This window comes from Actinoplanes subtropicus (assembly GCF_000721705.1).
Lineage (GTDB): Bacteria > Actinomycetota > Actinomycetes > Mycobacteriales > Micromonosporaceae > Actinoplanes > Actinoplanes subtropicus.
On sequence record NZ_JOJL01000036.1, the window covers coordinates 65,979 to 92,012 of the forward strand.

At 71.9% G+C, this 26,034-nt stretch carries 32 protein-coding genes and 1 pseudogene; 24 read left to right on the forward strand and 9 right to left on the reverse strand.

Annotated features, from left to right (window positions below; all coding sequences use genetic code 11):
• Positions 1-14: 14 nt before the first annotated feature.
• Together IH26_RS0140360 and IH26_RS0140365 are read right to left on the reverse strand one after the other, a co-directional pair.
• The gene (locus IH26_RS0140360; protein ID WP_030441565.1) at positions 15-1,448 is read right to left on the reverse strand and encodes a gamma-aminobutyraldehyde dehydrogenase; all 1,434 of its coding nucleotides are present in this window, start codon (positions 1,446-1,448) and stop codon (positions 15-17) included.
• A gap of 73 nt (positions 1,449-1,521) precedes the next feature.
• Complete coding sequence (locus tag IH26_RS0140365) at positions 1,522-1,836, reverse strand: cold-shock protein (protein ID WP_030441566.1); 315 nt, start codon at positions 1,834-1,836, stop codon at positions 1,522-1,524.
• A 73-nt stretch (positions 1,837-1,909) separates the two neighbouring features.
• Here IH26_RS0140365 and IH26_RS0140370 point away from each other — a divergent pair, with 73 nt between their 5' ends.
• The 10 genes from IH26_RS0140370 to IH26_RS0140415 all read left to right on the forward strand — a co-directional run bounded on the left by IH26_RS0140370 (position 1,910) and on the right by IH26_RS0140415 (position 9,020).
• Positions 1,910-2,449, forward strand: a complete 540-nt coding sequence (locus IH26_RS0140370; protein WP_030441567.1) for an RNA polymerase sigma factor — start codon at positions 1,910-1,912, stop codon at positions 2,447-2,449.
• 13 nt (positions 2,450-2,462) lie between these two features.
• Positions 2,463-3,284, forward strand: coding sequence for a cupin domain-containing protein (locus IH26_RS0140375; protein ID WP_030441568.1), 822 nt, complete (start codon positions 2,463-2,465; stop codon positions 3,282-3,284).
• Positions 3,281-4,141 (forward strand): ABC transporter ATP-binding protein, encoded by an 861-nt coding sequence (locus IH26_RS0140380; RefSeq protein WP_030441569.1) that lies wholly within the window; start codon positions 3,281-3,283, stop codon positions 4,139-4,141. Before IH26_RS0140375 ends, IH26_RS0140380 begins: the two co-directional genes overlap by 4 nt.
• Positions 4,138-4,893 carry a hypothetical protein gene (locus IH26_RS0140385; RefSeq protein ID WP_030441570.1) on the forward strand — a complete coding sequence of 252 codons (756 nt, stop codon included), beginning with the start codon at positions 4,138-4,140 and terminating at the stop codon, positions 4,891-4,893. The genes IH26_RS0140380 and IH26_RS0140385 overlap by 4 nt, the downstream gene beginning before the upstream one ends.
• On the forward strand, positions 4,890-5,558 hold the full coding sequence (locus tag IH26_RS0140390; protein ID WP_157437621.1) for a hypothetical protein: 669 nt from the start codon (positions 4,890-4,892) through the stop codon (positions 5,556-5,558). Before IH26_RS0140385 ends, IH26_RS0140390 begins: the two co-directional genes overlap by 4 nt.
• Positions 5,559-5,626: 68 nt before the next feature.
• Positions 5,627-6,496 carry an alpha/beta fold hydrolase gene (locus IH26_RS0140395; protein WP_157437622.1) on the forward strand — a complete coding sequence of 290 codons (870 nt, stop codon included), beginning with the start codon at positions 5,627-5,629 and terminating at the stop codon, positions 6,494-6,496.
• A gap of 61 nt (positions 6,497-6,557) precedes the next feature.
• The gene (locus IH26_RS0140400) at positions 6,558-7,124 is read left to right on the forward strand and encodes an NADPH-dependent FMN reductase (protein WP_030441573.1); all 567 of its coding nucleotides are present in this window, start codon (positions 6,558-6,560) and stop codon (positions 7,122-7,124) included.
• 28 nt (positions 7,125-7,152) lie between these two features.
• Positions 7,153-8,007 (forward strand): P1 family peptidase, encoded by an 855-nt coding sequence (locus IH26_RS0140405; protein ID WP_030441574.1) that lies wholly within the window; start codon positions 7,153-7,155, stop codon positions 8,005-8,007.
• 33 nt (positions 8,008-8,040) lie between these two features.
• Positions 8,041-8,391, forward strand: coding sequence for an ArsR/SmtB family transcription factor (locus IH26_RS0140410; RefSeq protein ID WP_030441575.1), 351 nt, complete (start codon positions 8,041-8,043; stop codon positions 8,389-8,391).
• On the forward strand, positions 8,388-9,020 hold the full coding sequence (locus IH26_RS0140415; RefSeq protein WP_030441576.1) for an SRPBCC family protein: 633 nt from the start codon (positions 8,388-8,390) through the stop codon (positions 9,018-9,020). The genes IH26_RS0140410 and IH26_RS0140415 overlap by 4 nt, the downstream gene beginning before the upstream one ends.
• 64 nt (positions 9,021-9,084) lie before the next feature.
• Here IH26_RS0140415 and IH26_RS0140420 read toward each other — a convergent pair whose 3' ends face one another.
• A complete protein-coding gene (locus tag IH26_RS0140420) occupies positions 9,085-9,393 on the reverse strand; it encodes a hypothetical protein (RefSeq protein WP_030441577.1) in 309 nt (102 codons plus the stop codon).
• A gap of 161 nt (positions 9,394-9,554) precedes the next feature.
• Here IH26_RS0140420 and IH26_RS0140425 point away from each other — a divergent pair, with 161 nt between their 5' ends.
• The 3 genes from IH26_RS0140425 to IH26_RS0140435 all read left to right on the forward strand — a co-directional run bounded on the left by IH26_RS0140425 (position 9,555) and on the right by IH26_RS0140435 (position 12,943).
• Complete coding sequence (locus IH26_RS0140425; RefSeq protein ID WP_051809385.1) at positions 9,555-10,172, forward strand: RICIN domain-containing protein; 618 nt, start codon at positions 9,555-9,557, stop codon at positions 10,170-10,172.
• Positions 10,169-10,996, forward strand: a complete 828-nt coding sequence (locus tag IH26_RS0140430; protein WP_169789890.1) for an SDR family oxidoreductase — start codon at positions 10,169-10,171, stop codon at positions 10,994-10,996. The genes IH26_RS0140425 and IH26_RS0140430 overlap by 4 nt, the downstream gene beginning before the upstream one ends.
• A 594-nt stretch (positions 10,997-11,590) precedes the next feature.
• Complete coding sequence (locus IH26_RS0140435) at positions 11,591-12,943, forward strand: peptidase MA family metallohydrolase (protein ID WP_030441580.1); 1,353 nt, start codon at positions 11,591-11,593, stop codon at positions 12,941-12,943.
• On the opposite strand, the gene IH26_RS0140440 is transcribed toward IH26_RS0140435, so the two are convergent.
• Entirely contained in the window at positions 12,927-14,129 is a 1,203-nt protein-coding gene (locus IH26_RS0140440; protein ID WP_030441581.1) for an aminotransferase-like domain-containing protein, read from the reverse strand. The genes IH26_RS0140435 and IH26_RS0140440 overlap by 17 nt on opposite strands.
• 233 nt (positions 14,130-14,362) lie before the next feature.
• On the opposite strand from IH26_RS0140440, the gene IH26_RS0140445 reads away from it, so the two are divergent.
• From IH26_RS0140445 to IH26_RS0140455, 3 genes and pseudogenes are all read left to right on the forward strand, one after another.
• Entirely contained in the window at positions 14,363-14,935 is a 573-nt protein-coding gene (locus IH26_RS0140445; RefSeq protein WP_034217010.1) for an RNA polymerase sigma factor, read from the forward strand.
• Positions 14,932-15,648: a hypothetical protein gene (locus IH26_RS0140450; RefSeq protein ID WP_030441583.1), complete on the forward strand. Its 717-nt coding sequence runs from the start codon at positions 14,932-14,934 to the stop codon at positions 15,646-15,648. Before IH26_RS0140445 ends, IH26_RS0140450 begins: the two co-directional genes overlap by 4 nt.
• Before the next feature lie 73 nt (positions 15,649-15,721).
• Positions 15,722-15,964, forward strand: a pseudogene (locus tag IH26_RS0140455) (hypothetical protein); the annotation flags it as partial.
• A 6-nt stretch (positions 15,965-15,970) separates the two neighbouring features.
• Here IH26_RS0140455 and tsaA read toward each other — a convergent pair.
• Both tsaA and IH26_RS0140465 read right to left on the reverse strand, forming a co-directional pair.
• Positions 15,971-16,381 carry a tRNA (N6-threonylcarbamoyladenosine(37)-N6)-methyltransferase TrmO gene (tsaA, locus tag IH26_RS0140460; protein ID WP_030441585.1) on the reverse strand — a complete coding sequence of 137 codons (411 nt, stop codon included), beginning with the start codon at positions 16,379-16,381 and terminating at the stop codon, positions 15,971-15,973.
• 14 nt (positions 16,382-16,395) lie between these two features.
• Entirely contained in the window at positions 16,396-17,787 is a 1,392-nt protein-coding gene (locus IH26_RS0140465; RefSeq protein ID WP_245665906.1) for an outer membrane protein assembly factor BamB family protein, read from the reverse strand.
• Between the two features lie 54 nt (positions 17,788-17,841).
• Here IH26_RS0140465 and IH26_RS0140470 point away from each other — a divergent pair, with 54 nt between their 5' ends.
• The 5 genes from IH26_RS0140470 (at position 17,842) to IH26_RS0140490 (ending at position 22,949) form a co-directional block, all read left to right on the forward strand.
• The gene (locus IH26_RS0140470; protein WP_030441587.1) at positions 17,842-18,828 is read left to right on the forward strand and encodes a TIGR03617 family F420-dependent LLM class oxidoreductase; all 987 of its coding nucleotides are present in this window, start codon (positions 17,842-17,844) and stop codon (positions 18,826-18,828) included.
• Positions 18,829-18,885: 57 nt separating this feature from the next.
• Entirely contained in the window at positions 18,886-19,770 is an 885-nt protein-coding gene (locus IH26_RS0140475) for a CDP-alcohol phosphatidyltransferase family protein (protein ID WP_051809389.1), read from the forward strand.
• 10 nt (positions 19,771-19,780) lie between these two features.
• The gene (locus IH26_RS0140480; RefSeq protein WP_030441589.1) at positions 19,781-20,785 is read left to right on the forward strand and encodes a sulfotransferase family protein; all 1,005 of its coding nucleotides are present in this window, start codon (positions 19,781-19,783) and stop codon (positions 20,783-20,785) included.
• A gap of 85 nt (positions 20,786-20,870) precedes the next feature.
• Positions 20,871-21,401, forward strand: coding sequence for a hypothetical protein (locus IH26_RS0140485; RefSeq protein ID WP_051809391.1), 531 nt, complete (start codon positions 20,871-20,873; stop codon positions 21,399-21,401).
• A 348-nt stretch (positions 21,402-21,749) separates the two neighbouring features.
• On the forward strand, positions 21,750-22,949 hold the full coding sequence (locus IH26_RS0140490; RefSeq protein ID WP_030441591.1) for an ABC transporter permease: 1,200 nt from the start codon (positions 21,750-21,752) through the stop codon (positions 22,947-22,949).
• A gap of 3 nt (positions 22,950-22,952) precedes the next feature.
• On the opposite strand, the gene IH26_RS0140495 is transcribed toward IH26_RS0140490, so the two are convergent.
• Complete coding sequence (locus IH26_RS0140495) at positions 22,953-23,333, reverse strand: DUF427 domain-containing protein (protein WP_030441592.1); 381 nt, start codon at positions 23,331-23,333, stop codon at positions 22,953-22,955.
• Positions 23,334-23,381: 48 nt separating this feature from the next.
• On the opposite strand from IH26_RS0140495, the gene IH26_RS0140500 reads away from it, so the two are divergent.
• The 3 genes from IH26_RS0140500 (at position 23,382) to IH26_RS0140510 (ending at position 24,758) form a co-directional block, all read left to right on the forward strand.
• Positions 23,382-23,849 carry an aminoacyl-tRNA deacylase gene (locus IH26_RS0140500; protein ID WP_030441593.1) on the forward strand — a complete coding sequence of 156 codons (468 nt, stop codon included), beginning with the start codon at positions 23,382-23,384 and terminating at the stop codon, positions 23,847-23,849.
• Between the two features lie 28 nt (positions 23,850-23,877).
• A complete protein-coding gene (locus tag IH26_RS0140505; protein ID WP_030441594.1) occupies positions 23,878-24,228 on the forward strand; it encodes a UBP-type zinc finger domain-containing protein in 351 nt (116 codons plus the stop codon).
• Between the two features lie 71 nt (positions 24,229-24,299).
• On the forward strand, positions 24,300-24,758 hold the full coding sequence (locus tag IH26_RS0140510) for a hypothetical protein (RefSeq protein WP_245665907.1): 459 nt from the start codon (positions 24,300-24,302) through the stop codon (positions 24,756-24,758).
• Here IH26_RS0140510 and IH26_RS0140515 read toward each other — a convergent pair.
• Positions 24,662-25,234, reverse strand: a complete 573-nt coding sequence (locus IH26_RS0140515; protein WP_169789891.1) for a DUF6114 domain-containing protein — start codon at positions 25,232-25,234, stop codon at positions 24,662-24,664. The genes IH26_RS0140510 and IH26_RS0140515 overlap by 97 nt on opposite strands.
• A complete protein-coding gene (locus IH26_RS0140520) occupies positions 25,234-25,869 on the reverse strand; it encodes a DUF6230 family protein (protein WP_030441597.1) in 636 nt (211 codons plus the stop codon). The genes IH26_RS0140515 and IH26_RS0140520 overlap by 1 nt, the downstream gene beginning before the upstream one ends.
• Positions 25,870-26,034 lie beyond the last annotated feature (165 nt).

Here is a 26,034-nt window from a genome sequence, read left to right on the forward strand (position 1 = left end):
TTGATCTTCAAGCCTCAGCCGAGGGCGTGCATGACGTGCTTGAGGCGGGTGTAGTCCTCGAGGCCGTAGACCGACAGGTCCTTGCCGTGGCCGGAGTGCTTGAAACCGCCGTGCGGCATCTCGGCGACCAGCGGGATGTGGCAGTTGACCCACACGCAGCCGAAGTCGAGGCGCTGGGTCATGCGCATCGCGCGGGCGTGGTCCTTCGTCCAGACGCTGGAGGCGAGGCCGTACTCGACGCCGTTCGCCCAGCGGACCGCCTCGTCCTCGTCGGAGAACCGCTGGACGGTGATGACCGGGCCGAAGATCTCGTCCTGGATCGCCTCGTCGGTCTGGCGGAGGCCGGAGACCACGGTCGGCGAGTAGAAGTAGCCGCGGTCGCCGACCCGCGCGCCGCCCGCGTCGAGGGTCGCGTGATCGGGCAGGCGGTCGACGAAACCGGCGACCCGCTCCAGCTGACGCGCGTTGTTCAGCGGGCCGAACAGCACGTCCTCGTCGTCGGCCGCGCCCGTCTTGGTGGAGCGCGCCTGCTCGGCGAGCGCCGCCACGAAGTCGTTGTACACGCCCGGCGCGGCCAGCACCCGGGTCGCGGCCGTGCAGTCCTGCCCGGCGTTGAAGTAGCCGCCGACGGCGATGGCCTCGGCGGCGGCCGCCACATCCGCGTCGTCGAAGACGACGACCGGCGCCTTGCCGCCGAGCTCCAGGTGGGTGCGCTTGAGGTCGGCGGACGCCGCGGTCGCCACCTCCATGCCGGCCCGGACCGAGCCGGTGATCGAGACCATCTGCGGGGTACGGTGGCTGACCAGCTGGCGGCCGGTGTCGCGGTCGCCGACGACCACGTTGAAGACGCCCGGCGGGAGGAACTCGGCGGCGATCTCGGCGAGCATCACGGTGGTGACCGGGGTGGTGTCGGACGGCTTGAGCACGACCGTGTTGCCGGCGGCCAGGGCCGGCGCGATCTTCCACACGGCCATCAGCAGCGGGTAGTTCCAGGGGGTGACCTGGGCGCAGACGCCGATCGGCTCGCGCCGGACATAGGACTCGAAGCCGTTCAGGTACTGCCCCGCCGAGCGGCCCTCGAGCAGCCGCGCGGCGCCGGCGAAGAAGCGGATCTGATCGATCGCCGGCGGCAATTCCTCGCTGCGGGTCAGGCCGAGCGGCTTGCCGGTGTTCCGCGACTCGGCGGCGACCAGCTCGTCGGCGCGCGCCTCGACCGCATCGGCGAATTTCAGCAGTGCCTGCTGCCGCTCGCTCGGCGTGGTGCCCCGCCACGTCTCGAACGCGGTCGACGCGGCCTCCATCGCACGGTCCACATCCGGCTTGCCGGAGACCGGCGCCGAGGCGAACACCTCGCCGGTGGCCGGATCGATCAGGTCCTCGTAGCGGCCCTCGGCGGGCGCGGACGCGGCGCCGCCGATGAAATTGTGCAGCACGGTCTTGGCGGTCACTCGATCTCCCCAGACGCAGGATCGGACACTTTCCGGCCCATCCTTCCACCGATTCCGCAGCTGACAAGACCATTCAGCCGCTCTTTCCGTCATCGGGGCCGAGGATCAGCGTCAGCGTGCTGGTGTGGGCGCCGTCGGGCGGCGGTGCCTCGCCCGGCTCGACGGGCTCGCTGTTCCACGGCCAGACCCGGAGAGCGCGATACGCGAACCCGTCCTGCTCGGCGGGCTCCCACTCCAGGGCGACCGGCTGGCCCGGGCGCAGGCTGCGATAGCCGGCGACCCGCACGTGGGCGAAACTGACCCAGCAGGCGCGGGGCACCTCGGGCGAGTCGACGACGCCCCAGCCCTCGTCGTCATGCCATTCGCGTACCACCGCCAGGACGCTCACGGACCCATGATTCCAGCCGCCGGTGAACCGTTCGCGCCGCCCGGTACGACGAACTAGCCGTGGGAGGTCACACATGCTGACGCGGCCACCGGATCCCCGGGCCGACGCCGAGCTCCTCGCGGCGATCGCGGACGGCGACCGGGAGGCGTTCGCCGAGCTGTACCGGCGCCACCTGCCGTGGCTGCTGGTGCGGCTCGGGCGGCGGTGCGCGTCGCCGGAGCTCGTCGACGAGGTGCTGCAGGACACGTTCGTGGCGGTCTGGCGGTCGGCCGGCCGGTGGGACCGCCGCGGCGAGGTGGCCGCGTGGATCTGGGGCATCGGCATCCGCCGCCTGGTCGACGCGTTGCGGCGCAGCCGGCCGCCGGCCGACGAGCTGATGGAATTCGCCGGCGTCGAGACGTCGGCCGAGGAGCACGTGCTGCTCGCCGTCCAGTACGGCGACGTCGGCGCGGCTCTCGCGAGCCTGTCGCCGGAGCTGCGGGCGGTGGTGCAGGCGACCGTCCTGGACGGACTGACGACCCGCGAGGCCGCCCGGCTGCTGGGCATCCCGCCCGGCACGGTCAAGACACGGATGATGCGCGCCCGCGCCCTGTTGCGGGAGCGGCTGGCATGACGGGGAGGTCGACATGACCGGATGGCACCTGGATCCGGAGGCGATCCGGCGGTACGCCGAGGGGGCTGCCCCGCCGGATCTGGCCGCCTCCGCCGAGGCGCACCTGATGAAGTGCGCGACCTGCCGGGAGGCGATCGCGTCGCAGGTGGACACCCGGCGGGTCGAGGCGATCTGGCACGAGGTGGCCGATCGGGTCGACGCCCCGCGGCCGAGCTTGCCCGAACGGATGCTGACCCGGCTCGGCGTCGGCGAGGCGACGGCGCGCCTGGTCGCGGCCACGCCGACCCTGCGCGGACCGTGGCTGCTGGGGATCGCGGCCGTCCTCGCGCTGTCCGCCGGGGCGGCCCAGGCCGACGAGCGCCTGCTCCGGATGTTCCTCGTGGCCGCACCGCTCGGGCCGCTGGCCGGGGTCGCGGTCGCGTTCGCCGGCGGCCTCGACCCGACCCGGGAGATCGGGCTGGCCACGCCGTACCCGGGGCTGCGGTTGCTGTTGATCCGGACGACCGCGGTCCTGGCGGTCACGGTGCCGATCGTGGCCGCGGCCGGGCTCATGCTGCCCGGCTCGCACTGGGTGGCCGCCGCGTGGCTGCTGCCCACGGCCGGGCTCACCTGCGCCGCGCTGGCGCTGACGGCCCGGATGACCCCCGTCGTCGCCGTCGGCGTCGTGGCCACGGCGTGGGTGCTGGTGACCACCGCGACCGCCCTGGCCGGCGACCTCGACCTCACCTCCGGCATCGGCGCCCAGCTCTTCTGGCTCGCCGTGACCGCCGGCGGCGGCCTCTGGCTCGTCGCCACCCGCGACACCGTCACGATCAAACTCGGGAGAAGCGCATGACCACCGTACGCGTGCGGAACGCGACGAAATCCTTCGGTCGTACGACGGCGCTGGACGACGTCGACCTCGACGCCGGCCGGGGGGTGACCGGCCTGCTGGGACCCAACGGCGCGGGCAAGACCACCCTGCTGCGGATCATGGCCACCGTCCTGGCGCCGGACCGCGGCACGGTGACCCTGCTGGGCCGCGACCCGCAGCGCCCCGACGACCGGACGCGGATCCGCGAACGCCTGGGCTACCTGCCGCAGGACGCCGGCTTCCACCGGGGCTTCACCGTCTTCGAGTTCATCGACTACGTGGCGATCCTGAAGCAGATGACCGACCGGCGGGCCCGGCACGACGAGGTCCGCCGGGTGATCGAGCTGACCGGGCTGTCGCCGGTCTCCGGCAAGCGGATCCGGGCCCTCTCCGGCGGCATGCGCCGGCGGGTCGGCCTGGCCCAGGCCCTGCTCGGCGATCCCGACCTGCTCGTCCTGGACGAGCCGACGGTCGGCCTCGACCCCGAGCAGCGGCTGCGCTTCCGGGAGATGATCTCGCACGCCGGCGAGGGGCGCACGGTGGTCCTGTCCAGCCATCAGACCGAGGACATCGCCGCCCTGTGCACCCGGATCGCCGTGTTCCACCGGGGGCGGGTCCGCTTCACCGGTACGCCCGGCGAGCTGACCGCGCAGGCCGCCGGCCGGGTCTGGGCCGGCACCCAGAGGTCGGCCGCCGCCCTCGCGGCCTGGCGCACCGGCGACGGCGTCTACCGCAACGTCGGCGACCCACCGGCCGGCGCCGAGCTGATCCCGCCCACGCTGGAGGACGCGTACCTCCTGCTCATGGGCGAGAACGAGCTGGAGGTCACGCACTCATGAGCACCGCCATCCTGATCGGCCGGGAGGCCCGGCGCCTCGTCCGGCACCCGGTGCTGTGGCTCGTACCGGTCGTCGTCGCGGTGACCGCCTCCGCCGACGGGGCGAGCGGCGGCCGCAACGCCGACTACTGGTACGGCACGATCTTCACCGCCGTCGCCTTCTTCGGGCCGATCCTCGTGCTCTTCGCGGCGAACCTGGTCGCCAGTGGTGCCCGCCGCAGCCGGGCCGAGGAGATGCTGCAGGTCACCCCGACCTCGGACACCCGCCGGACCTGGGCGATGACCCTGGGCATCGCGCTGCCGCCGGCCGGCGTCGGCGCCGTCGCCGCGGTGGCCATGGCGATCATCAGCGGCCTCGACGGCTTCCCGGCCAAGGACCTGATGAGCGCCGGCGAACTGGCCGAGCTCCCGCTCGTCCTCGCCGGCGCGGGGCTGCTCGGCGTCCTCGCCGCCCGCTGGCTGCCGTTCCCCGGCGGCGTGCTGATCACCTTCGTGCTCGGGACGCTGGGCGGTCTGGTCGCGTTCCGCCACATCCCCGGCGGCGCCTGGTGGATGTGGTGGACGACCGGGATGGAGTTCGAGGGCTGGACGCCGGGGCCGGGCCGGGCGTGGCTGCACGTCGCGTACCTGACCGGGCTCTGTGCCTGCGCCGCGATCGCCGCCGTGTACCGGTCGCAGAGCCGCCGGCTGGTCCTGGTCGGCGGGCCGGTGCTGGCCGCCACCCTCGTCCTCGGCGGGTTCCAGGTGCCATGACCTCCACCGGAGCCCTCGTGGCCCGAGAATTGGTCCGCAGCGGCCACCTGGTACGGAGCATGCGCCTCGCGCCGTACGTCACGAGTGTTGCCGCGGTGGCGGCGTACCTGGTGGCCCGCCTCGGCGACACGCGCGATGCCGTCGGTGACCTGCGCGTCCTGGCTCTGCTGCTGGCCCTGGGCTGCGGCTACGCGCTCGACGACAGCGCCGCGGCGACGTTGCAGGCCAGCCCGTACGGCCTGGCGCGCCGGCTGGGGCTGCGGATCGGCTGTGCCGCGGCGCTCGTGGTGCCGGTGTGGGCGGCGGTGCTCGCGATCTATCTGCCCTCGGCTCCGGCGGCCGACCGGTGGAGCCTCGGCCTCGGCCTCACCACCGAGCCGGCCGCCGCGGTCGCCGTGCTGTGGGCGGTGGCCGCGTGGGCCCGTCGCCAGGGATTCGACGAGCCCGGCATCATCACCACGCCCGTGCTGCTGGCGTCGCTGTTGCTGGCCGCGTCGATTCCCCGGCTGCCGATGCTGGTCGGTCCCGGGCGGGAGTGGACGCCCGCTCACCTGCGCTGGTCGGGCATCGCGGTCGCCGCGACCTGTGCGCTCGTGGCCGCGATGCGGGATCCGGCGGCGCGGCTGGGCTCCTGGGGGCCGATATTCCGGCGTACGAAATCGTGATTTGTCCCTTTGTTCCACGTGAAACGCCCTCTTGCGTCGCGGCCGAGGCGCACCCCAGGATGGGGGACGTGACCGAGGTGCGTGCCAACGGAATCGACATCTGCTACGAGACCGCCGGCGACCCGGCCGACCCGCCCCTGCTGCTGATCATGGGGCTGGGCGCGCAGCTGATCGACTGGCCGGCCGGCTTCGTCGAGCAGCTCGCGGCCCGCGGCTTCCACGTGATCTCGTTCGACAACCGGGACTCCGGCATGTCGACCGTGCTGGACGACCTCGGCCTGCCCGACGTGCCCGGGATCGTCGCCGGCGACCCGTCCACGGTCGCCTACCTGCTCTCCGACCTGGCCGCCGACGCCGCCGCGCTGCTCAAGGCGCTCGGTGTCGACCGGGCCCACGTCGTCGGCGCCTCGATGGGCGGCATGATCGCCCAGCAGCTCACCCTCGACCACCCCGACGTGGTGCTCAGCCTCGCCTCGATCATGTCGACCACCGGCGCCCGCGGGGTGGGCCGGCCGCTGCCGCACGCGCAGGCCGTGCTGATGCGCCCGCCGGCGGCCGACCGCGCCGAGGCGATCGCGTACGGCGTGGACACGGCCCGGGTGATCGGTTCCCCGGCCTACCCGACCCCGCGGGCCGACATCGAGCGGCGCGTCTCGGCCAAGTTCGATCGCGGCTACCGGCCGGCCGGCACCCTCCGCCAGTACGCGGCGATCATCGCGTCGCCCGACCGCACCGACGGCCTGCGCGACGTGGCCGTCCCGACCGTGGTGATCCACGGCGAGGACGACCCGCTGGTCCCGATGTCCGGCGGCCAGGCCACCGCCGAGGCGATCCCGGGCGCCGAGCTGCTGCTGATCCCCGGCATGGGCCACGACCTGCCGGTCGAGCTCTGGCCCCCGATCGTCGACGCGATCGTAGCGAACGCCACGCGGCGCTGACGGCCTCCAGGGTTTATTGTTTGCCACAGCAAATACCCGCTGAGGAGAATGGACCCGCCCTGTGAGTGACCTGAATCTGCTGGTAGTCGTCGCGAGCACCCGCCCCGGCCGGGTCGGCCTGCCGGTGTCGCGGTGGTTCGCCGACGCCGCGAAGGCGCACGGCGGCTTCCGGGTGACCGTCGCGGACCTGGCCGAGGAGAACCTGCCGCTGCTCGACGAGCCGCACCACCCCCGGCTCGGCCGCTACGAGCACGACCACACCCGGCGGTGGAGCGAGAAGGTCGGCGCCGCCGACGCGATCGTCTTCGTGATCCCGGAGTACAACTACTCGCTGGGCGCGGCCACCAAGAACGCGATCGATTACCTGCACCACGAGTGGCGCTACAAGGCGGCCAGCGTGGTCAGCTACGGCGGCGTGTCGGCCGGCACCCGCTCGGCGATGGCGCTGCACGCGGCCGTCTACGCGCTCAACCTGTTCACGATCGCTCAGCAGGTGAACATCCCGTTCGTCGCGAACCACCTCGCCGACGGCCACTTCGAGCCGTCGGAGACCACCGAGGCCGCGGCGAAGGTGATGCTCGACGAGTTGCACCGGGTCGCCCAGGCATTGAAGCCGCTGCGCGCCTGACGCCCCCGGGTCGTAGTTGGATGGGGTGGTGACCAGACCCCAACTGCTTTCCGCGTACGCCGGGCACTGGACCGGAGCCGGTACCGGCGTGACCGTCATCGTGCCGCCGGCGGGCACCGTCGGCTCCGGCGAGGTGCGCGGGGGAGCGCCGGCGACCCGCGAGTTCGAGTTGCTCGCGCCGACGCGAACGGTGGCGACCGTTTCCGCGGTCGTGCTCTCCGGCGGGTCGGCCTTCGGGCTCGCCGCGAGCGACGGTGTGATGAACGGTTTGCGGCAGCGGGGCAGCGGCTTCGCGACGCCGCTCGGACCGGTTCCGATCGTTGTGGGCATGTCGATCTTCGATGCCTCGGTGGCCGGCGCGCCGCCGGACCGCGCGGCCGGGGAGCAGGCGCTGGCGGCGGCGTTCCGCGGCGACCCGTTCGAGGCCGGGGCGATCGGGGCGGGCGCCGGCGCGACCACCGGCAAGTGGCGGCAGCGGCTCGATCCCGGTGGGCTTGGCGTGGCGCGCGGGTCCGTCGGTGCGGCGTCGGTGGTGGCGATCGTCGTGGTGAACGCCTGGGGCGACGTGCTCGGGCCGGACGGCCGCCCGGTGTTCGACGGCTCCTCGCCCGCGCCCGCCCCGGAGAGTCCGTTCGGCCTGAACACGACCGTCGGTGTCCTGCTGACCGACGCGCGGCTCGACAAGAACGACTGCTTCCTGCTCGCGCAGAGCGGCCACACCGGTTACGCCCGCGCCATCCACCCCGCGCACTCCCGCTACGACGGCGACGCGGTGGTCGCCCTGGCCACCGGCGAGGTCGCCGACGCCGGCCTGGACCTGCTGCGGGCGGTCGCCGCCGACACCATGGCGGCGGCGATCAGAGACGCCATATCTCACGCGTGACTTATATAAGCCAAACCTGATAGCGTACGGGTCATGCACGCGTTCGACGTGCTCGGCGACCCGGTCCGCCGCCGCATCCTGGAGCTGCTCGCCGACGGTGAGCGCTCCTCGGGCGAGGTCACCGAGGTCATCCGGGCCGAGTTCGGCATCTCTCAGCCGGCCGTCTCGCAGCACCTGAAGGTGTTGCGGGACAACGGCTTCGCCACCGTCCGCCCGGACGGCGCCCGCCGGCTGTACGCGGTGGACGACACCGCGCTGCGCGAGGCCGACGAGTGGCTCGGCCGGTTCCGCCGCTTCTGGGCGCCGCGGCTGGCCGCGATGGCCACCGAGGTCGCCCGCGGGAAAAGACAACGCCGTCTCCACGACGAGGGGAACTCTCGATGATCGACGTCCGGCAGCAGATCAGTAACGTGCGGCGCACGCTCGGCCACCGCGCGCTGGAGGCCGGCGAGGCCCGGGTCTCCACCATCAGCCAGGTGTACGACACCGACATCGACGACCTTTGGGAGGTCGTGACCAGTCCCGATCGGATCGCCCGCTGGTTCCTGCCGGTGAGCGGGGAGCTGAAGGAGGGCGGCCACTACCAGCTCGAGGGCAACGCCGGCGGCACGGTGACCCGGTGCGACAAACCGCACGGCTACGCCGCCACCTGGGAGTACGGGAAGGAGGTCAGCTGGATCGAGGTGCGGCTGACGCCCGAGGCCGGTGGCACGCGGTTCGAGCTCGAGCACGTCGCGCACGTCAAGGACGAGTGGTGGACGCAGTTCGGGCCGACCGCGACCGGTCTGGGCTGGGATTCCGGGCTGTACGGGCTGGCCAGGCACCTGGACGACCCGGCCGCCCGGCGGCCCGGCCCCGAGGAGTTGATGGCCTGGGTCGGCTCGGACGAGGGCAAGCTGTTCTATCGGCTGGCGGCGGACGCGTGGAAGGACGTCGCGATCGCGGACGGCGAGGACCCGGTGGCGGCCGCCGCGCAGGCCGATCGCGGGTACGCCGCCTACACCGGGGGCTGACAGTCCCAGGCCGCGCGGGGGTGGCGCCACCATGTCAGCGGCGCCGCCCCCGGCGGCCGGCGGGTCAGCGGCTCCAAACCACTGCGGAGGGCGCGGACGCGGTCAGTTCGACGTCGCCGGTCCAGTTCAGCTGCGACGGGCCCGGCAGGTAGTCCGATCCGAGCAGGAAGCCGCGGCCGAGCTGGGTCACGTCGACCGGCGCGCCGGTGTCGGTGCCGACCACGACGCGGTGCACGCTGACCGCGGCGATGTCGTCGAGCGTGCTGCCGGCCGGGAGCTCGACGGTAGTGGCGGCCGGGATGTCCCGCTGGATCGACCAGGTCGGATCGACGTGGTTCGACAGGTAGACGGTGTCGCCGCCGGTGAGCCGCACGCCGAGCGTGACGCCGACCCAGGAGCTGCCGGAGTTCTCGCCCCGGGTGGTCTTCCGCGCGGTGAAGACGGTGGTCGCCCCGGCGTTGTTCGGCGACTCGCCCGGGCGCCCCTTAAAGGCTGAAAAAACGGGTATATCGCGCGGCAGCCGCTAGCTTTGCGGTGCTGATCTTCGGTGCGGGGGTGATGGTGATGCGGTCTTGGCGGCAGGGTCTGATGGCGTCGGTCGTGGCGGGCGTGGCGACCGGAGGCATCGCGGCGGGGCCGGCGGCGGCGGAGCGGGGCGATCTGGTCCAGCTCGGCGTACAGCTGGTCAACCTGAACAGTCGCAAGTGCCTCACGGTCACCGCGGCCGGGCTCGATGACAATGCGATCGTCATCCAGAAGGACTGCACCCGGGAGGCGGCGGCCCGCTGGCGCTTCGTGCGCGCTCCGGCGACCGGGCTGTTCCTGATCGAAAATGTCAACAGCGGCAAGTGCCTGGGCATCGTCGGCGGCAGCCTCGAGGACAACGGGTTCGCGGTGCAGATGGCCTGCGACGGCGATCCGTCCCGGCAGTGGCAGGTTCGCCGGCAGGGCGGCACCCTGCTGCCGGTGCCGGCCGGTCCGGCGCTGCTCGAGAACGCGCACAGCCACCGCTGCCTGACCATCGCCGGCGGCAGCAACGCCGAGAACGGGGTGGCGGTGCAGTACGCCTGCGACACGGAGGCGTCGCGCCGGTGGGAGTTGCGGCTCGTGGCCGGGCCCGCGCCGGCGGAGCGGTATCGTCCGTCGGCATGAGGATGCTGATCACCGGCGTCAGCGGTCATCTCGGCGGTACCACCGCCCGGCGTGCGGCCACGGCCGGCTGGGAAGTGGTGGGCACCTACTTCAGCAATCCGGCCGATCCGGGGGAGTGGCTCGACGTCCGCGATCGATCGGCGGTCGACGACCTCGTCCGGCGCGCCGAGCCGGATGTCGTCGTGCACACGGCGGCCGGTCGCGAGGAGTGGCCGCTGATCGCGGACGGCTCCGCCTACGTCGCGCTGGCGGCGGCCCGGGTCGGTGCCCGGCTCGTGCACGTCTCGACCGAGGCGGTCTTCTCCGGCCGGGACGGGTCGTACGACGAGGAGGCACTGCCGGATCCGATCTATCGGTACGGCGCTGCCAAGGCCGCGGCCGAGACGGCCGTCCGGGCGATCGATCCGGCGGCGGCCGTGGTGCGTACCTCGCTCATCCTCGGGCACGGGCGGGGCGCCCAGGAGAAGCTGACCCACGACCTCGCCGCCGGGCGGGTCCGGGGACTGCTCTTCACCGATCAGATCCGTAAGCCGATCCACGTCGACGACCTGGCCGACGCGCTGATCGAGCTGGCCGGCAACGGCTACGCGGGCGTGCTCAACGTCGCGGGATCGGATGCGATCAGTCGGTACGAGCTGGGCCGCCTGATCGCCGAGCGGGACGGGATCGGTCCCGGGCGGATCCCGCACGGACCGATCCCGGCCGGTCTCGCCCTCCCGGCCGACATCCGCCTGACCATCGACAAGGCGGCGCGTCTGCTTCGTACGCGCCTGCGCGGGTGCCGTGAGTTCGTTCCCCAGGACACGGCGCCGGCCTTCGGCTGACCGGCATCCGGAGGCGATCGCTTTCGATCGGGTCGCCGCGGCGGACCTGTGCTGGATCTGCCGTGTTCGCCGATGGTGGACGCACCCGGGTGCCGGAAGGATCGGTCATGGCGGCGAACACAGATCGGGAGCAGGCAATCGGGACGCGGGGGACACGGCCGGACAATTGGTGATCTTTGTCGGCCACGCGTCACCGAGGTCGATCGACTCGGTGCTCCGCCACGAACGCGAAGCTGCTTAGATCACCCGCACGGCCGCGCCGGACCGGGCCGTGTAGCGGAGGAGACAGCATGCACGAGGGGCCCGATCTCTCGACCACACCACCAGTGCCACCCCAGCGGGTCCCCACGCACGACACCTTGCCGGCCGCCCGGCCGGAGTCCGGCCCGGGTGAGGAGGCCGTTGCCCCCGGGCCGGACGAGGCCGACGCGATCGAATCTGAGCCGGTCGGGTCAGAGCCGGTCGGGTCAGAGCCGGTCGGGTCAGAGCCGGTCGGGTCAGAGCCGGTCGGGTCAGAGCCGGTCGGGTCAGAGCACCGCTTCCGAGGAGGTCATCGCGGCGGAGGCGGCGCTCGACGTCGGTGAAGCCGGTGCGGTGGCGACCGCGGCGGGCGCCCCGGTGCCGGCCGCGCCGACCGGTGAGCTCGCGATCGGCACGGTGCCCAAGGCCAGGTGGCGGGTGCGGGCGCTGCTGGCCGGCGGCGCGGCTGTCGCCGTACTCGCGGCGGGGTTCGTCGATCTGCAACCCGGTTCCTCGCCGGAAGCCGCGGCACAGGCCGCGCCCAGCGATCGGCCGGCGCCCTCCCCGTCGGCAACGCCGGCGACGCCCTACGACGAGGCGGTCGCCGCGCTGGACGCGCAGACCGCCGCGCTCGTGAACGGTGACGAGAACGGCTGGCTCGCCGCGGTCGGTCCCAAGCTCAAGGCCAGGTACCGATCGGTTTTCCGGAACCTGCGCGGGCTCGGGGTGAGCGGTTTGCACTACGAGCCGGGCGCCGGCCAGCCGGTCAAGGGCGACGCCACGGCGGTCGCGATCACGGCCGATCTCGTCTACTGCTTCACCGCCGACATGTGCCCGGAGCACCCGGCGAGCAAGTGGGAAAGGAGTCCCCGGATCGCGCAGAAACTGACACTCGAGCCGGTCGGCGGAGCGTATGTGATCACGTCGGTCGGGGCGGCGTCGCAGCCGGACCCGCACCAGCCGACCCCCTGGGAGAGCGGGGACCTCACCTTCGCGCAGGGCAAGCGGGTGGTGGTCGCGGCCGGCGCGGGCGAGGAGAAGTACCTCAGGACGGTGTTGCCGGTGGCCGAGCGCGCGGCGGCCGTCGCCGATCGGTACGCCGCCCTGAACGGCACCGCGCAGAAGCGCTACCGCATCTTCCTGGCCTCGGAGAAGCAGTGGAACACGTGGTACGGCGGCGAGAACGACAAGTGGGCGATCGGTTTGGCGATGCCGCTCAACAAGCGCGGCATCGATGTGATCCTGCGGATGGCCGACATGGACGACGCGCTGACCCTCGCCACGACCGTGCAGCACGAGTTGGGGCACGTCGTCACGCTGACCGGAGCGTTCGAGCCCGACGCGGGTGAGGACACCTGGCTCAGCGAGGGCATCGCCGAGTACATCGGCTGGAAGCCCCGGTCGGCGGCGCAGAGCCTGCGCCGCTTCAGCGTCCGCTGGCAGCTCAACCGATCGGCGATGAAGTCGATGGTGCCGGCCGAGCCGGGCGCGAAGGCACCGGCCCGGGCCGGCGACGCGTTCTACGGCCTGAGCCACCTCGCGGTCGACTGCATGGCGCACCAGTACGGCGAGACGAAACTGTTCAAGTTCGTTCGCTCGGTGCTCACCGACGGCGACGAGCTGGATCAGGCCGCGCTGGACGCGTACGGGGTGCCGTTCAGGACCGTCGACAAGACCTGCATGGCCTGGATCAGGAAGCAGGTCTGAGCACGGCCGCGAGCCGCCGCATGCCCTCCGCGATCTCGTCCGGGGTGTGCGTGGTGAACGACAGGCGCATGGTCGCCGGGTCCGGCCGGCCGGCGTGGAAGGGTGCGCCCGGCACGAACGCCACATCCCGGGCGAGCGCGGCCGGCAGCAGCGTGGCCGTGTCGGCCGGACCGGGCAGGCGCACCCAGGTGAACATGCCGCCGTCCGGATCCGACCAGGTGCTGCCCTCGGGGGCGGTGGTGGGCATGGCCGCCATCATCGCGTCCCGTCTCTTCGCGTACGCAAGCCGGAGTGTCCGCAGGTGCGCATCGAGATCGGTCCCGGCCAGCCAGGCGGCCGCCGCGGCCTGATCGATCGTGGACGTGTGCAGATCGGCGGCCTGCTTCGCGACGGTCAGCGCCGGGCGCAGCGTGGCCGGCGTGCGCACCCAGCCCAGCCGCAGGCCCGGCGCCGCGATCTTGGAGAAGCTGCCGAGGTGCAGGACCCGATCGCCGGCGGCCGGTTGCGCGGCCAGCGCGGGGACCGGCTCGCCGCGGTAGCGCAGTTCGCCGTACGGGTCGTCCTCGACCACCCAGAGGCCGTGCCCGGCCGCGAGCGCCGCCACCTCGGCCCGCCGCCGGGCGGAGAGCGTGCGACCGGTCGGATTCGCGAACGTCGGCACCAGATACAGCAGCCGCGGGCGATCGGTTTCGAGCACTTCGGCGAGCGCCGCCGGATCGATCCCCTCGGCGTCCGACCGGACCGGCACGATCCGGCATCCGGCCAGCTGGAAGCACTGCAGCGCGGCCAGATACGTCGGCTCCTCGACGGCGACCACCGCGCCCGGGTCGAGCAGCGCGGCGGCGACCAGCGTCAGCCCCTGCTGCGAACCGGTGGTGACCAGCAGGTCGTTCGCGCCGGTCGGCAGCCCCCGCGCGGTCATCCGGGCGGCGACCAGGGCACGCAGATCGGGGTTGCCCTCGGTGGGCGCGTACTGCAGATGGCGGCGGCCGGACGGGGTGGACAGAACGCGATCGAAGGCGGCACGCAGCCCGTCGAGGTCGAACAGTTCCGGCGCGGGCAGGCCGCCGGCGAACGAGATGACCGCGGGCCGGTCGACCAGCGCGAGCAGGTCACGGACGGGGGAACTGGCGACGCCGGCGAGGCGCTGGGCGGGCAGGGGCGGGCGGACCGCGGGCTGGGTCATGTGCTCCGGACTCCAGGAGAAAGAAGATCAGGCAGGGGTACGTCGGGCGCGGGCAACGGCCGTTGGGCCGGCGGCGCGGACGCGGTGGGGCTGCCTGGTCGAGGAGCCGCACCAACCTTAGCGCTTGTTAAGGACTGAGGGAACGTTCAGGCCGTAGGATGCGGCGGCCTCCCGGACTGCGGGACGGTGTGACGCGCACGGGGCCCCTGGCGCTGAGGGAGTCGGGGGTGTTGATGGCGGTCGAGGATGACGAGCTCGTGCAAGCGGCCCAGCGTGGCGACGAGGCGGCCTTCCGCGCGGTCTACCGGGCGCAGCAGCCGACGCTGCTGCGCTATCTGACCGTGCTGGTCGGCGGGGACGCCGAGGACGTCGCCTCGGAGGCGTGGTTGCAGATCGCTCGCGATCTGCCCAAGTTCCGCGGCGACGCCGACGGCTTCCGCGGGTGGGCGGCGACGATCGCCCGGCACCGGGCGATGGACCATTTACGCCGGACGAGGCGCCGCCCGGTCGCCGCCGTCCCGGTCGAACTGGTCGCGATCGATCTGCCCGACCCTCAGGACACGGCGGAGCGGGCGCTCGAAACGATCGGAACCGACGCGGCGGTCGCGCTGATCGCCACGCTGCCGCGCGACCAGGCCGAGGCGGTGATGCTCCGGGCGGTGCTCGGGCTGGACGCCGAATCGGCCGGCAAGGTGCTCGGCAAGCGGGCGGGAGCGGTGCGGACCGCGGCGTACCGGGGGCTGAGAACACTGGCGCAAAGGGCTGTGACACCGGACGCACCGGCGGCGCTGAGGGGAGTGAGATGAGCATTCACGAGGACCACCGTCCGCTCGACCGGGACGCCGCGGAGCTGCTGTTGAGCGGCGACCCGGCGGCCCGCGCCGCGCACCCCTGGCTCGGCGCCGTGCTGGCCGCCGCGGGGTCGCCCGGCGCGGGCGCGGCGCTGCCCGGCGAGGACGCGGCGGTGGCGGCCTTCGCGGCTGCTCACACCCCATCCGTACGTCCTCGGAGGATCTCCGTGCTCAAGACCACCCTCGCCAAGCTGCTCACCGTCAAGGTGGCCGGCGCCTGTCTCGCCGTCGTCGGCGGCGCCGGCGGCGTCGCGCTCGCGGCGAGCAACGGCGCACTGCCCGTCCTGCCGCACCACGACAAGGCGCCGCACCACGCCCCGGCCAGCGGGTCGCCGTCATCGCACCCGCACCCGTCCGGCACCCCCTCGGCGCGGCCCAGCCACTCGTTCTCGCCCGCCGATTTCGCCAAGCTCTGCCAGAAGTGGGACGCGCGGCCCGGCCACTCGCAGGACGACCCGGACTTCGGCGACCTGGTCAAGAGGGCCGGCCGCGACCACATCGACCGGTTCTGCACGGACCTGCGCAAGCCGCACCCGAGCGGCAGCTTCTCCTTCCCCGGCCTGCCCCACCCCCAGCCGTCCGGATCCGCCTCCCCCCACGGATCCGGCCAGCCCGGCCCGAGGCCGTCGAGCCTTCCCAGCGGCTCGACCAGGCCCGACGGCCGGTGATCGCGTGCGCCCCGGAACGGCCCCCCGCTCCGGGGCGCACGCCCCGAACGAAACAGACCCTAGACTGATCGCCATGCGCGACGGGCGATCGATCCTCTCGTACAAGTCGGAGAACTCGGTGCTGAGCCTCTACTCCAAGGGGTCGGTGCTCTCGATCGGGTCCACCGGGTCGGCGTTGTCGATCGGCTCGATCGGATCCTTCGGTTCGATCGGCTCGATCGCGTCGTTCCTGTCGGCCGGCTCCATCCTGTCGGCGGTCTCGATCGGGTCGGTCATGGCTTGGCGGGCGCGGCGCGCCATCCTCGCCGCCCGGTCCTGATCGCTAGCGCTCGGGGACCGGGCCCAGCAGCGGCTTGACGTCGAGGATCGGCGTGCCGTCGAGGGCCTCGAGGTGGTGTACCTGTACCCGGTTGCCCTCGACCGCCACGACGTGCACGGTGTGCAGGCCGATCGGATTCGGCCGGTCCGCCGACCGGGTCGCGAAGACACCGGTGAGCGGACGCGAGCGGTCGCCGCGCGGGTGCACGGCGAGAGTCTCCCGATCGCCCCGGTCCAGCCAGGTGAACAGCAGCATGTCGGTGCCGGGGGTCACGCCCTCGAGCGCGGGCAGGACCGCGTCGTCGAACACGAGCCACGCCTGCGGCGCGCCCTCGTCGGGCTGGCGAGGGGCGTCCGAGCGATCGGTCAGAGTGGACTCGACGCGCCCGACCGGGCGCAGCGCGAAGGACGTCATGCGATCAGTCTGCCCTAGTAGGTGACGCTCACGACGCCGGTCAACGTGCCGACGTAACCGTGGCCGGCGGCGACCGTCGGCGAGGCGAAGTGCGGGGCCACGCCGATGGCCAATTGGGATCGCACCTTGCCGGAGGCCGGGTCGAGCAGGTAGAGCAGGCCGCCGTCGTAGTCCACGACCCACACCGCGCCGCCGGCCACCACCGGCGAGCCCTTCGCGCCGGACGGCCCGTGCCAATCCGTACGCAGGCGGCCGGAGGCGGCGTCGAGCGAGACCGAGCGGATCCCGTCCTGGCAGGGCACGAACAGCGTCGTCCCACTGACCGCGGTGCCGCCGAACGCGCGGCAGACGTCACTCCGGCCGCGCTGCCCGCCGATGCCGCCGAGGTGGGCGGGGTCGAGGACGTACCCCACCCCGCGCTTGCCGGCGATCACGATCGCGGAGCCGACCACCGCCGGGCTCAGCGAGCCGAGGTCGAGATCCCTCTCGTTGTCGTCGGCCCAGGTGGACGGCGCGAAGTAGTCGGTGCGGCGCAGCGCCGGGTCGAGGGCGATGACCGTGTCGCTGCCGTCGAAGCCCGAAGTGGACTCGCCGTTGCCGACCGCGTAGTACAGCCGGCCATCGTGGACCACGCCGCCGCCGGGCGCCCAGATGCCGCCCTCGCGGGTGGTGGGGATGGCGTAGCTGTGCCCGGCGCCGGAACCGCTGACCGGTACCGACACCACGGAGCCGATGTACTGGGCGCAGTCGCCGTCGAGGCCGCCGTACGCGATGTACACCTGACCGTTCTCGACCGTCAGCGCCGAGCGTTGCTGGTGCGCGATCCGGTCACCCTTCGGCGGCTCGGCGGCCCGCTTGACCCGGACCTGCCCGGTCGCGGCGTCGATGCCGTACAGCGTGTGCGCCCCGCCGGTGGACTCGGCCAGCGCGAACACCAGGCCGGACCCGGCGTCGTACGCCATCGTGCTGGTGATGCCGAGCGGAAAGATGTTGCCGCACGGCAGGTCGGAGCGGGGCACGGGGGTGCCGACGTGGCGCGACCACACCACCGCGCCGTTGCCGGCGTCGAGCGCGTAGACGGTGTCGTTCTCGGTGGCCGCGAGCACCCGCCCGGCCACCACCAGGGGCTGGCCGTAGACCGCCCCGTCGAGCTTCGCCCGCCACGCCGCGGTCAATTTGGTGGCGGCGGGCTGCGCCGGGCCGAGGCCGGAGCGGGCGTTGTCGTGGTGGTAGGTGGGCCAGTCGGCCGCCGGATCCGACGGGGCGCCGGCCGAGGTCGGCGCCGGGGAAGCGGCGGCCGGTGGGAAAGCCGGCTCGGCGGCCTTGCCGTCGCTGCTGCACGAGGCGAGGAGCAATGCGCTGAGGAGGCCGGCAACGCACACGCCGACGCGAGCGGAAGAAGCCACGTCCGAGACGGTACCCGCGATGGCCGGTGATGATCGAACGTGATCTGATGGGGCATGCTGGTTGACTTCGCGGCCGGGGTCGGGGCCTCGCCGCTCGATGTGGAGGCGGCGGCCGTCCGCGCCGAGCGGGACGGTTACGACGGTGTCGGCGCGGCCGAGAGCAAACATGACGTGTTCACCGCGCTCACGCTCGCGGCCCGGGCGACCGAGACGATCACCTTGCAGTCCGGGATAGCGGTCGCGTTCGCTCGCAACCCGATGAGCCTGGCGGTGCTCGCGAACGATCTGCAACTGATCTCGCGCGGGCGGTTCCAGCTCGGGCTCGGGTCGCAGGTGCAGGCGCACATCGAGCGGCGGTTCGCGATGCCGTGGGGGAAGCCGGCCGCGCGGATGGCCGAGTTCATCGCGGCCGTGCGGGCGATCTGGGACGCCTGGCGGACCGGGGAGCGGCTGGCGTTCCGGGGCGAGTTCTACCGGCACACGCTGATGACCGACTTCTTCGATCCGGGGCCGAACCCGTTCGGGAACCCGCCGATCCTGCTGGCGGCGGTGGGGGAGCGGATGACCGCGGTGGCCGGGCGGGTCGCCGACGGCGTTCTCGTGCATCCGCTGACCAGCCCGGCGTACATCCGTGAGCGAACGCGACCGGTTCTGGGCGAGACGCGCGAGGGGTTCAGCCTGTCGCTGTCCGCCTTCGTGGTGCTGGGCGAGGACGATAAAGCAAGATCAAAGGCCGAGCAGGCGGTACGCGGGCAGATCGCGTTCTACGCCTCGACGCCCGCGTACCGGCCGGTGCTCGAGTTGCACGGCTGGGGCGACCTGGCCGACCGGCTGAATCACCTGTCGCGGCAGCGGGCGTGGGCCGAGATGGCCGGGCTGATCAGCGACGACGTGCTGGACACGTTCGCGGTCGGCGGGGACGTGGCGCGCGGGCTGCGGGACCGGTTCGCGGGGCTGGTCGACCGCATCTCGTTCTATACGCCGTACGAGGTGGAGCCGGAGTTGTTACGGGAGCTACGCGAATCCGTTGCCATCCCGTGACGACGCGCAATGACCGATTAGACCGAAAAATCAGCACTTAGGTGCTGAGATGGCGGGATGCGTAGGATCCCGCTGCACGAGGTGCGCCGCCGCACCTGCAAGCCGCTCGATTCGTGGTGGACGGTTCTGCTGGTCGACCCGTACGCCACCCGCCTGGTCCGGCTGGTCGCGCCGTGGCGCCGGGTCACCCCCAACCGGCTGACCGCGCTGGCCGCGGTGTTCGGCGCCGGCGCGGCGGCGTGCTTCGCCGGGCCGGGCCGGTGGTGGCCGGTCGCCGGCGCGCTGCTGTTCCACTGCGGCTTCGTGGCCGACTGCATGGACGGCAAGATCGCCCGGCTGCGCGACGAGGGATCGCTCTTCGGCGGCTGGTGCGACTTCATGCTCGACCGGTTGCGCGCGATCGTCTGCGCGGCGGCGCTCATGGGCGGTCAGTATCTGCACACCGGTCAGATCCGGTACCTGTGGCTGATCGCGCTCGTGATCAGTTGTGATCTGCTGCGCTACCTCAACGCCGGTCAGGTGTCGCTGTTGCGCGAGGCGGTGGAGCAGGCGCGGATCCCGTACGCGCGGGAACGCTCGGAAACGCTCTCGGACCGCGCCGCGGCACCGCTGTCCTCGCGCGGCGGCCGCGTCAAGGCGGCCCTGGCCGCGCGGCGCATCCGGACACATCTGATCAGCGGGATCGAGTTCGAGATGGCCGTGTTCGTGATCGGTCCGCTGATCGGTTTCATCGGCGCCACGGCGGTGGTGGCCGCGGCGCTGCTGGCGCTCTTCGAGCTCCGGATCGTCCGGTACGCCTGGCGGGTCACCCGCTCGGCGAGGATTCACAGCCTCGCGACAGCCTCCGGACCCGCCCCGCACAGCATGCGCGTCGATGCTTCTGTCGTCCGGCAATCAACCGGCATTAGTGAAATGTCTGGAAATAGCGTAATGCTCCCGTAAGGTGCGCTTCATGCCCGCTGACCGTCCGATCCTCGTGGTCGGCTGCCCCCGCTCGGGGACGACGATGCTGCAGCTCATGCTGCACGCGCACCCGAGGATTGCGCTGCCGCCCGAGAACCGGTTCGTGCTCGCGGCCTACGAGCGGCGGCACGAGTTCGGCGACCTGCGCGACCCGGCCAACCGCCGCGCGCTGGGCCGCTGGATCGCCGGCACGCAGCAGTTCGAGGGCCTCGGCCTCGACGAGCAGCGGGTGATCGACGGCGTCGTCGCGGCGCCGCCCACGCTCGGATCGGCTCTCGGCACCGTCTTCCGGCTCTACGCCGAGCGGTTCGGCAAACCGCGCTGGGGCGACAAGCGACCGGCCTACCTGCGCCACCTGCCCGAGCTCCTGCGGATGTTCCCGGACGCACAAGTGATCAATATCGTTCGCGACGGACGGGACTGCGTCGCCTCGCTCAAGGAAGCGCCGTGGAGCCCGCCGGACTTCACCGAACTGATCGATTCGTGGGCCCGGGCGGCCGACGCGGCGTTGCGGGCCGGCCGCCGCTACGGCCCGGCGACCTATCACTGGCTGCGCTACGAGGACCTGGTCGCCGAGCCGGCGGCCGAACTGCGCGCGATCTGCGAGTTCCTCGGCGAGGACTACGACCCGGCCATGGCGCGGCCCCCGGACGTCGCGGCGGTCGCGGTTCCCGGATACAAGACCTGGCACACGCGTACGCGGGAAGGAGTCACCACCGACCGCGTGTGCAGCTGGCGTGAGCAATTGAGCGCGGTGGAGATCGAACGATGCGAGGCGGTCTTCGGCGATCGTCTGGCGCTCTTCGGCTACCAGTTGTCGACCGGGGCCACGCCGACGACGGCCGATCGGGTCGCACGAGCGAGCCTGGTCGTTCGCGACCGCTTCGGACCGTGGTGCGGCGCCCTCCGCGACGCCGCCCTGGTGCTGCGGCACCGGCGACTCGAACCGGCGATCGCGGCGCCGCTGACGACCGGGCAGCACGATCGCGCTTGAGCCTTCCTCTCCTTCACCCCCTCGGTCGCGGCATCCCCCGCCGCGGCCCCGAAGAACAGGAGAACCTGTGTCAATATCCGCGGTTTTGCACCGTAATCGGCGGCTCGCGGCCGGCGTGCTCACGGCGGTCGCGGTGGCGTCCCTGGCCGCCTGCGGATCGAACAGCTCCGCCAGCGGATCCTCCGCCGGCAGCGGCAGCACCAACGGCGACTCGGGCGGGAACGGCCGCCGCGCGCAGATGACCGCGTACATCCAGTGCCTCGCGCAGAACGGGGTGACGATCACGATGCCGTCCGGCGGGCCGAACGGGGCCGGGATGCCGTCGGGCGGTCCCAACGGTGGTGGGACGCCGCCGTCGGGCGCGCCGAACGGGGCGGGAGCGGCTTCGGGGGCGCCGAACGGGGCGGGAGCGGCTTCGGGGGCGCCGAACGGGGCGGGAATGCCGTCGGGGGCGCCCAACGCGTCGGGCGGGCCGGGCGGCGGCGGACGCGGGCGCGAGCTGACCAAGCCGGACGGGGTCAGCGATGCGACCTGGGCCAAGGCGACCGCGGCGTGCGCCAGCCAGAAGCCGTCGGGCGGCGGCGGGAACGGCAGTAACGGCAGCAGCTCCAACTGATCGCCACCGCGGGTATCTCGCTCAGTTAGATACTAGCCGGGCGAGATACCCGCCGGGCGAGATACCCGCCGGGCGAGATACCCGCCGGGCGAGATACTTGCTGAGTGAGTATCTTGCTGAGTGAGTATCTTGCTGAGTGAGTATCTTGCTGAGTGAGTATCTTGCTGAGTGAGTATCTTGCTGAGTGAGTACTTGCTGAGTGAGTATCTCGCTCAGCTAGTATCTTCCTCGGCTAGTATCTCGCTCGGCTAGTTGCTTGCGCGGCGTAAGAATCATGCAGCGCGCGAAACCCCAACCCCCGCAGCCGGTCGTAGGATCGCCCTGATCCGACGACGAGGTGGCTGCGCGATGACGTTTTTCGAGATCATCCGGTTCGCCCTGCGTGGCGTGGCGGTCAACAAGCTGCGCTCCGGCCTGACCATGCTCGGCATCCTGATCGGCGTGGCCGCGGTCATCCTGCTCGTCGCGGTCGGCAACGGCTCCGCCAAGGCGATCGCCGACCGCATCTCGGCGCTGGGCACCAACACGCTCACCGTGATGAGTTCGACCCGCGGCTCGACCGGCACCGCCGGCCTGACCCTCAAGGACGCCGACGCGCTCACCGACCCGGTGCTCGCCCCGGACGTCAAGTCGGTCTCGCCGGTGGTCAGCACCTCGACCACGATGGTGTACGGCAGCACCTCGCACACCGTCAGCAACTTCGTCGGCACCACGCCCAGCTACTTCGCCGCCTCGAACACGCCGGTCGCCTCGGGGAGCGCGTTCAGCGCCGACGACAACACCGAGGGCCGGCGGGTGGTCGTGATCGGCCAGACCGTCGCGGAAGACCTGTTTCCCGGGGTCGACCCGGTCGGTCAGCAGATCACCGCGGGCGGGGCGCTGTTCACCGTGATCGGCGTGCTGGCCGAGAAGAGCGAGTCGACCGGCGCGTCCGACGCCAACGACGTCGCCATCGCGCCGATCGTCGCGGTCCGGCAGGTGCTGACCGGTTACGGCACGCTGACCTCGATCCTGGTCGAGGCGGCCGACCCGAAGATGGTCAGCACGGTCGAGTCCGAGGTCGGCGTAATCCTCGACGAGCACGTGCCGACCACCTCGACCGGCGCCGCCGGCTACCGGATCCGCAGCGCCTCGCAGTTGCTCCAGACGCAGACCGCGACCGCCGACACGTTCACCACGCTGCTCGGGGCGGTCGCCGCGATCAGCCTGCTGGTCGGCGGCATCGGCATCACCAACATCATGCTGGTGACGGTCACCGAACGGACCCGGGAGATCGGCATCCGCAAGGCCCTGGGCGCCCAACGGCGTACGATCATGACCCAGTTCTTGATCGAGGCGACGCTGCTGAGCTTCCTGGGCGGCGGTCTGGGGGTGGCCGCCGCCCTGATCGGCGCCCGGTTCACGATCGCCGGGGTGACCCCGGTCGTGGTGCCCAGCTCAGTCGTGCTCGCGCTCGGCGTGTCCGTCGTGATCGGTTTGTTCTTCGGCGGCCTGCCGGCCGCCCGTGCCGCCCGGCTCCGGCCGATCGACGCGTTGCGATACGAATAGGGATCAGGCTGAAGTGATCTCGATGGAGTCGACCCGGTTCGGGTAGAACGCGACGTGCTCCTTGATCTGGGCGACCGCCTCGCGGGGCTGCTTGTACTCCCAGATCGCGTCGACCGCCTTGTCGCCGCCGGCCGGGATCGAGTAGTAGCTCGCGTCCCCCTTGTACGGGCAGTAGCTCTCGGTCGCGGTCGGCTCGAGCAGCGACGTGTCGACGTCGGCGAGCGGGATGTACTGCACCGCCGGGTAGGTCGACTCCTGCAGGGTCAGCGCCGCCCGGGTGTCGGCCACCACCGTGCCGGCCACCTTGACGACGACGCGCCCCTCGGTCGGCGTGATCGTGATCGGGTGATCGGGTCCGGGGTAGAGAACGGGCTTGTCGGCCATGACGCCTCCTCAGAACGACGAATTCGATCCAACGGTACTGTCGATCTCATGCGAGGACCCGCGGAGACGGCCGCCACCGCGTTGGGCGTCGATCACACAGTCGTACGCCATGGACCGGTCGGCAGCGTCGCGGAGGCCGCCGCCGCGCAGGGTGTCGAGGTGCGTGACCTGGTCAAGACGATCGTCGTGCGCCGCGCGGCCGACGACTATGTGTTCGTTCTGGTCCCGGGTGATCGGCAGATCTCCTGGCCGAAGCTGCGCGCTCTGCTCGGCGTCAACCGGCTGTCGCTGCCGGATGCCGCCACGGCGAAGGATGCGACCGGTTATGAGCGGGGCACCATCACGCCGTTCGGCTCCGCGAAGGCGTGGCCGGTGATCGCCGACGAGTCCACCCGGGGCCGCGTCATCAACCTGGGCGCCGGCGAGCGCGGCGTGGGCCTCCGGGTCGCGGCGGACGAGGCGATGGCGGCGCTCGGCGGAACATTCGCGGACGTGACGGAGCCGACAGCGGCGTGATCTTGCGGAAGCGGGTACGTTCACCGTTGTGACGAGCGACGATCCGATTCAGCCCGATGTTCCCCCGTCCGGCACCGGCTGCGTCGAGTGCCTCGACGGCGGCGGCTGGTGGTTCCACCTGCGCCGCTGCGCGCAGTGCGGGCACATCGGCTGCTGCGACAGCTCTCCGGCGCAGCATGCCACCGCCCACTGGAAGGCGACCGGCCACCCGATCATCCAGTCGTTCGAGCCCGGCGAGGACTGGTTCTGGGACTTCTCGACCGAGGAGGCCGGCAACGGTCCCCGGTTGGCGCCGGCCGACAGTCACCCGCTGGACCAGCCCGCTCCCGGCCCCGCCGGCGCGGTACCGGCCGACTGGCGCTCCCACCTGAACCGCTGAAAAAGGCTCCCCGGCTGGCTTAGAGTCGGCACGGGGAGCCTGACGCGGGGGTGTGCAAGGTGTCCGATCCGATGCTTGACTCGATCATGAGCCGCAACGACTGGAGCGAGCCGGACAGCGTGCTGGGCACGTATGTGGCGCAGATGGATCGGCTGACCAAGCCGGTCGATCCGGGGGTGCCGCTGAGCCTGACCGTGCACGGCCTGCTGGTCAGCGGCGACCTGATCCCGCAGTGGCAGTGGTTCGCCGAGGTGAGCGAGCTCGATGACTACCAGGACGCCTTCTACACCGGCATGGCCGAGCACATGAAGGAGCAGTCCGACCTCGCCCACGACGCGATCCGGGTGCGTGACGTCGGCGGTGAGGTGACCCACCGCCAGATGAGCGCGCTGATGGCCCCGACCAAGTACATCCACCTGCGCAACACGCGGATCTACTCGCCGGACAGCAAGCCCGGCTCGGGCCGGCTGTGGCGGGGCAGGCTCTGCGATGTCTCCGGCTGGACCCCCGGCGTCTCCTCGAATTCCTGAGGCTCGTCCTCGCCGCGCCAGAAGTCGAGGGTCTCCCGGTCGTCCGGCCGGCCGGGGGGTTGCGCGCCGTCGTTCTCCGCCGGCTGCGCGGGCGCCTCCGGCGACTCTTGCGGTACGCCCGGGGCTACCGGATATTTCGACGGGGACCACGCGAACGTCAGCGCCGAGCCGACCAGCGCCAGCAGCAGGCCGATCACGAAGCCGCCCAGGTTCGAGGTGAGCCAGGAGGCGAGCGCGAGCACGGTCGCGACCAGCGAGTAGAACAGCCGCTGCGCCGGACTGAAGATCATCAGCAGCCCGAGCAGCGCGAGCAGGATCGGCAGCAGATAGCCGATGACCCCCTGCATGCCGACGTGCATCACGACCGGCAGCGGTGCCTTCACGGTCAGGAAGATCTCGGTGCCGCCGAGGAAGACGAACAGCCCGCCCCAGAAGGGACGGGCATGCCGCCAGTGCCAGAACTTGGAACGGGCCATCAGCAACCGCTGCCGGTGAACGACATCCGCAGGTGCGGCAGGGTGAACCGGGCCGCGGTGGTGGCGTAGTTGTTCTGCCGCAGGTTGTTGATGTCGACGGTGTCGGCCTGCTGGCCGAACACGCCCTCGCCGCCCTTGATGGTCTTGCCGGTGGCCGGGTCGGTCACCTTGTCGAAGGTGCTGGCGTCCTGGCCGACGTTGATGTTCACGAAGTCGGCGTCGCCGTTGATCTGGTCGGAGTCGACCACCAGGGCCTTGGCCTGGACCTTGTTGCCGTTGTCGCCCGCGGTGATCTTGAGGTTGATGGCGCCGAGGTCGACGCTCTGGCACAGGTTGGTCAGCTGGGCGGAGTTGATCGCGGACACGATCAGCACCAGCTGGCCGCCGGTGTTGCCGGCGTTCGGGCTGTTGTCGATCATGTTGTCGAGCGTGGCGTACTGCTCGAAGCCGTCGCCGTGGAGGTTGGTGGCGGTGACCGTGAACGGCATGCCGGAGATCGAGAAGTTGGCGGCGAGGACGCCGCTCGCGGTCAGGGCGACCATGCCGGCGGTCACCACGCCGGTGATGGCGATCATGCCGCCGAAACGCTTCCAGCGGACCCCGCCGGCGGTGGGAACAGTCTCCGGTGTGGTCATCCGGGCACTCCTTTGTGTATCGAAGACAATCTGGCGGAATTGTTTTGTAGCTCAGCCACAATGGCCGGGAAAATGTCGCAGGTCTATGCAGCGCCCCGAAGTTACCGCTCGGTATCGGTCCGGTCAAGGGGTAATTACCTGGGATTTCGGGTCGCGTAAAGATCC

Bases quoted from the DNA above. Each gene is read 5' to 3' on its own strand.
- IH26_RS0140380 (WP_030441569.1), top strand. From the start codon at position 3,281: ATGACCACCGTACGCGTGCGGAACGCGACGAAATCCTTCGGTCGTACG.
- IH26_RS0140475 (WP_051809389.1), top strand. From the start codon at position 18,886: ATGCGTAGGATCCCGCTGCACGAGGTGCGCCGCCGCACCTGCAAGCCG.
- IH26_RS0140445 (WP_034217010.1), top strand. From the start codon at position 14,363: ATGGCGGTCGAGGATGACGAGCTCGTGCAAGCGGCCCAGCGTGGCGAC.
- IH26_RS0140450 (WP_030441583.1), top strand. From the start codon at position 14,932: ATGAGCATTCACGAGGACCACCGTCCGCTCGACCGGGACGCCGCGGAG.
- IH26_RS0140515 (WP_169789891.1), bottom strand. From the start codon at position 25,234: ATGGCCCGTTCCAAGTTCTGGCACTGGCGGCATGCCCGTCCCTTCTGG.
- IH26_RS0140480 (WP_030441589.1), top strand. From the start codon at position 19,781: ATGCCCGCTGACCGTCCGATCCTCGTGGTCGGCTGCCCCCGCTCGGGG.
- IH26_RS0140470 (WP_030441587.1), top strand. From the start codon at position 17,842: ATGCTGGTTGACTTCGCGGCCGGGGTCGGGGCCTCGCCGCTCGATGTG.
- IH26_RS0140415 (WP_030441576.1), top strand. From the start codon at position 8,388: ATGATCGACGTCCGGCAGCAGATCAGTAACGTGCGGCGCACGCTCGGC.
- IH26_RS0140500 (WP_030441593.1), top strand. From the start codon at position 23,382: ATGCGAGGACCCGCGGAGACGGCCGCCACCGCGTTGGGCGTCGATCAC.
- IH26_RS0140490 (WP_030441591.1), top strand. From the start codon at position 21,750: ATGACGTTTTTCGAGATCATCCGGTTCGCCCTGCGTGGCGTGGCGGTC.
- IH26_RS0140510 (WP_245665907.1), top strand. From the start codon at position 24,300: ATGCTTGACTCGATCATGAGCCGCAACGACTGGAGCGAGCCGGACAGC.
- IH26_RS0140390 (WP_157437621.1), top strand. From the start codon at position 4,890: ATGACCTCCACCGGAGCCCTCGTGGCCCGAGAATTGGTCCGCAGCGGC.
- IH26_RS0140370 (WP_030441567.1), top strand. From the start codon at position 1,910: ATGCTGACGCGGCCACCGGATCCCCGGGCCGACGCCGAGCTCCTCGCG.
- IH26_RS0140385 (WP_030441570.1), top strand. From the start codon at position 4,138: ATGAGCACCGCCATCCTGATCGGCCGGGAGGCCCGGCGCCTCGTCCGG.
- tsaA (WP_030441585.1), bottom strand. From the start codon at position 16,381: ATGACGTCCTTCGCGCTGCGCCCGGTCGGGCGCGTCGAGTCCACTCTG.
- IH26_RS0140440 (WP_030441581.1), bottom strand. From the start codon at position 14,129: ATGACCCAGCCCGCGGTCCGCCCGCCCCTGCCCGCCCAGCGCCTCGCC.
- IH26_RS0140520 (WP_030441597.1), bottom strand. From the start codon at position 25,869: ATGACCACACCGGAGACTGTTCCCACCGCCGGCGGGGTCCGCTGGAAG.
- IH26_RS0140410 (WP_030441575.1), top strand. From the start codon at position 8,041: ATGCACGCGTTCGACGTGCTCGGCGACCCGGTCCGCCGCCGCATCCTG.
- IH26_RS0140375 (WP_030441568.1), top strand. From the start codon at position 2,463: ATGACCGGATGGCACCTGGATCCGGAGGCGATCCGGCGGTACGCCGAG.
- IH26_RS0140495 (WP_030441592.1), bottom strand. From the start codon at position 23,333: ATGGCCGACAAGCCCGTTCTCTACCCCGGACCCGATCACCCGATCACG.
- IH26_RS0140430 (WP_169789890.1), top strand. From the start codon at position 10,169: ATGAGGATGCTGATCACCGGCGTCAGCGGTCATCTCGGCGGTACCACC.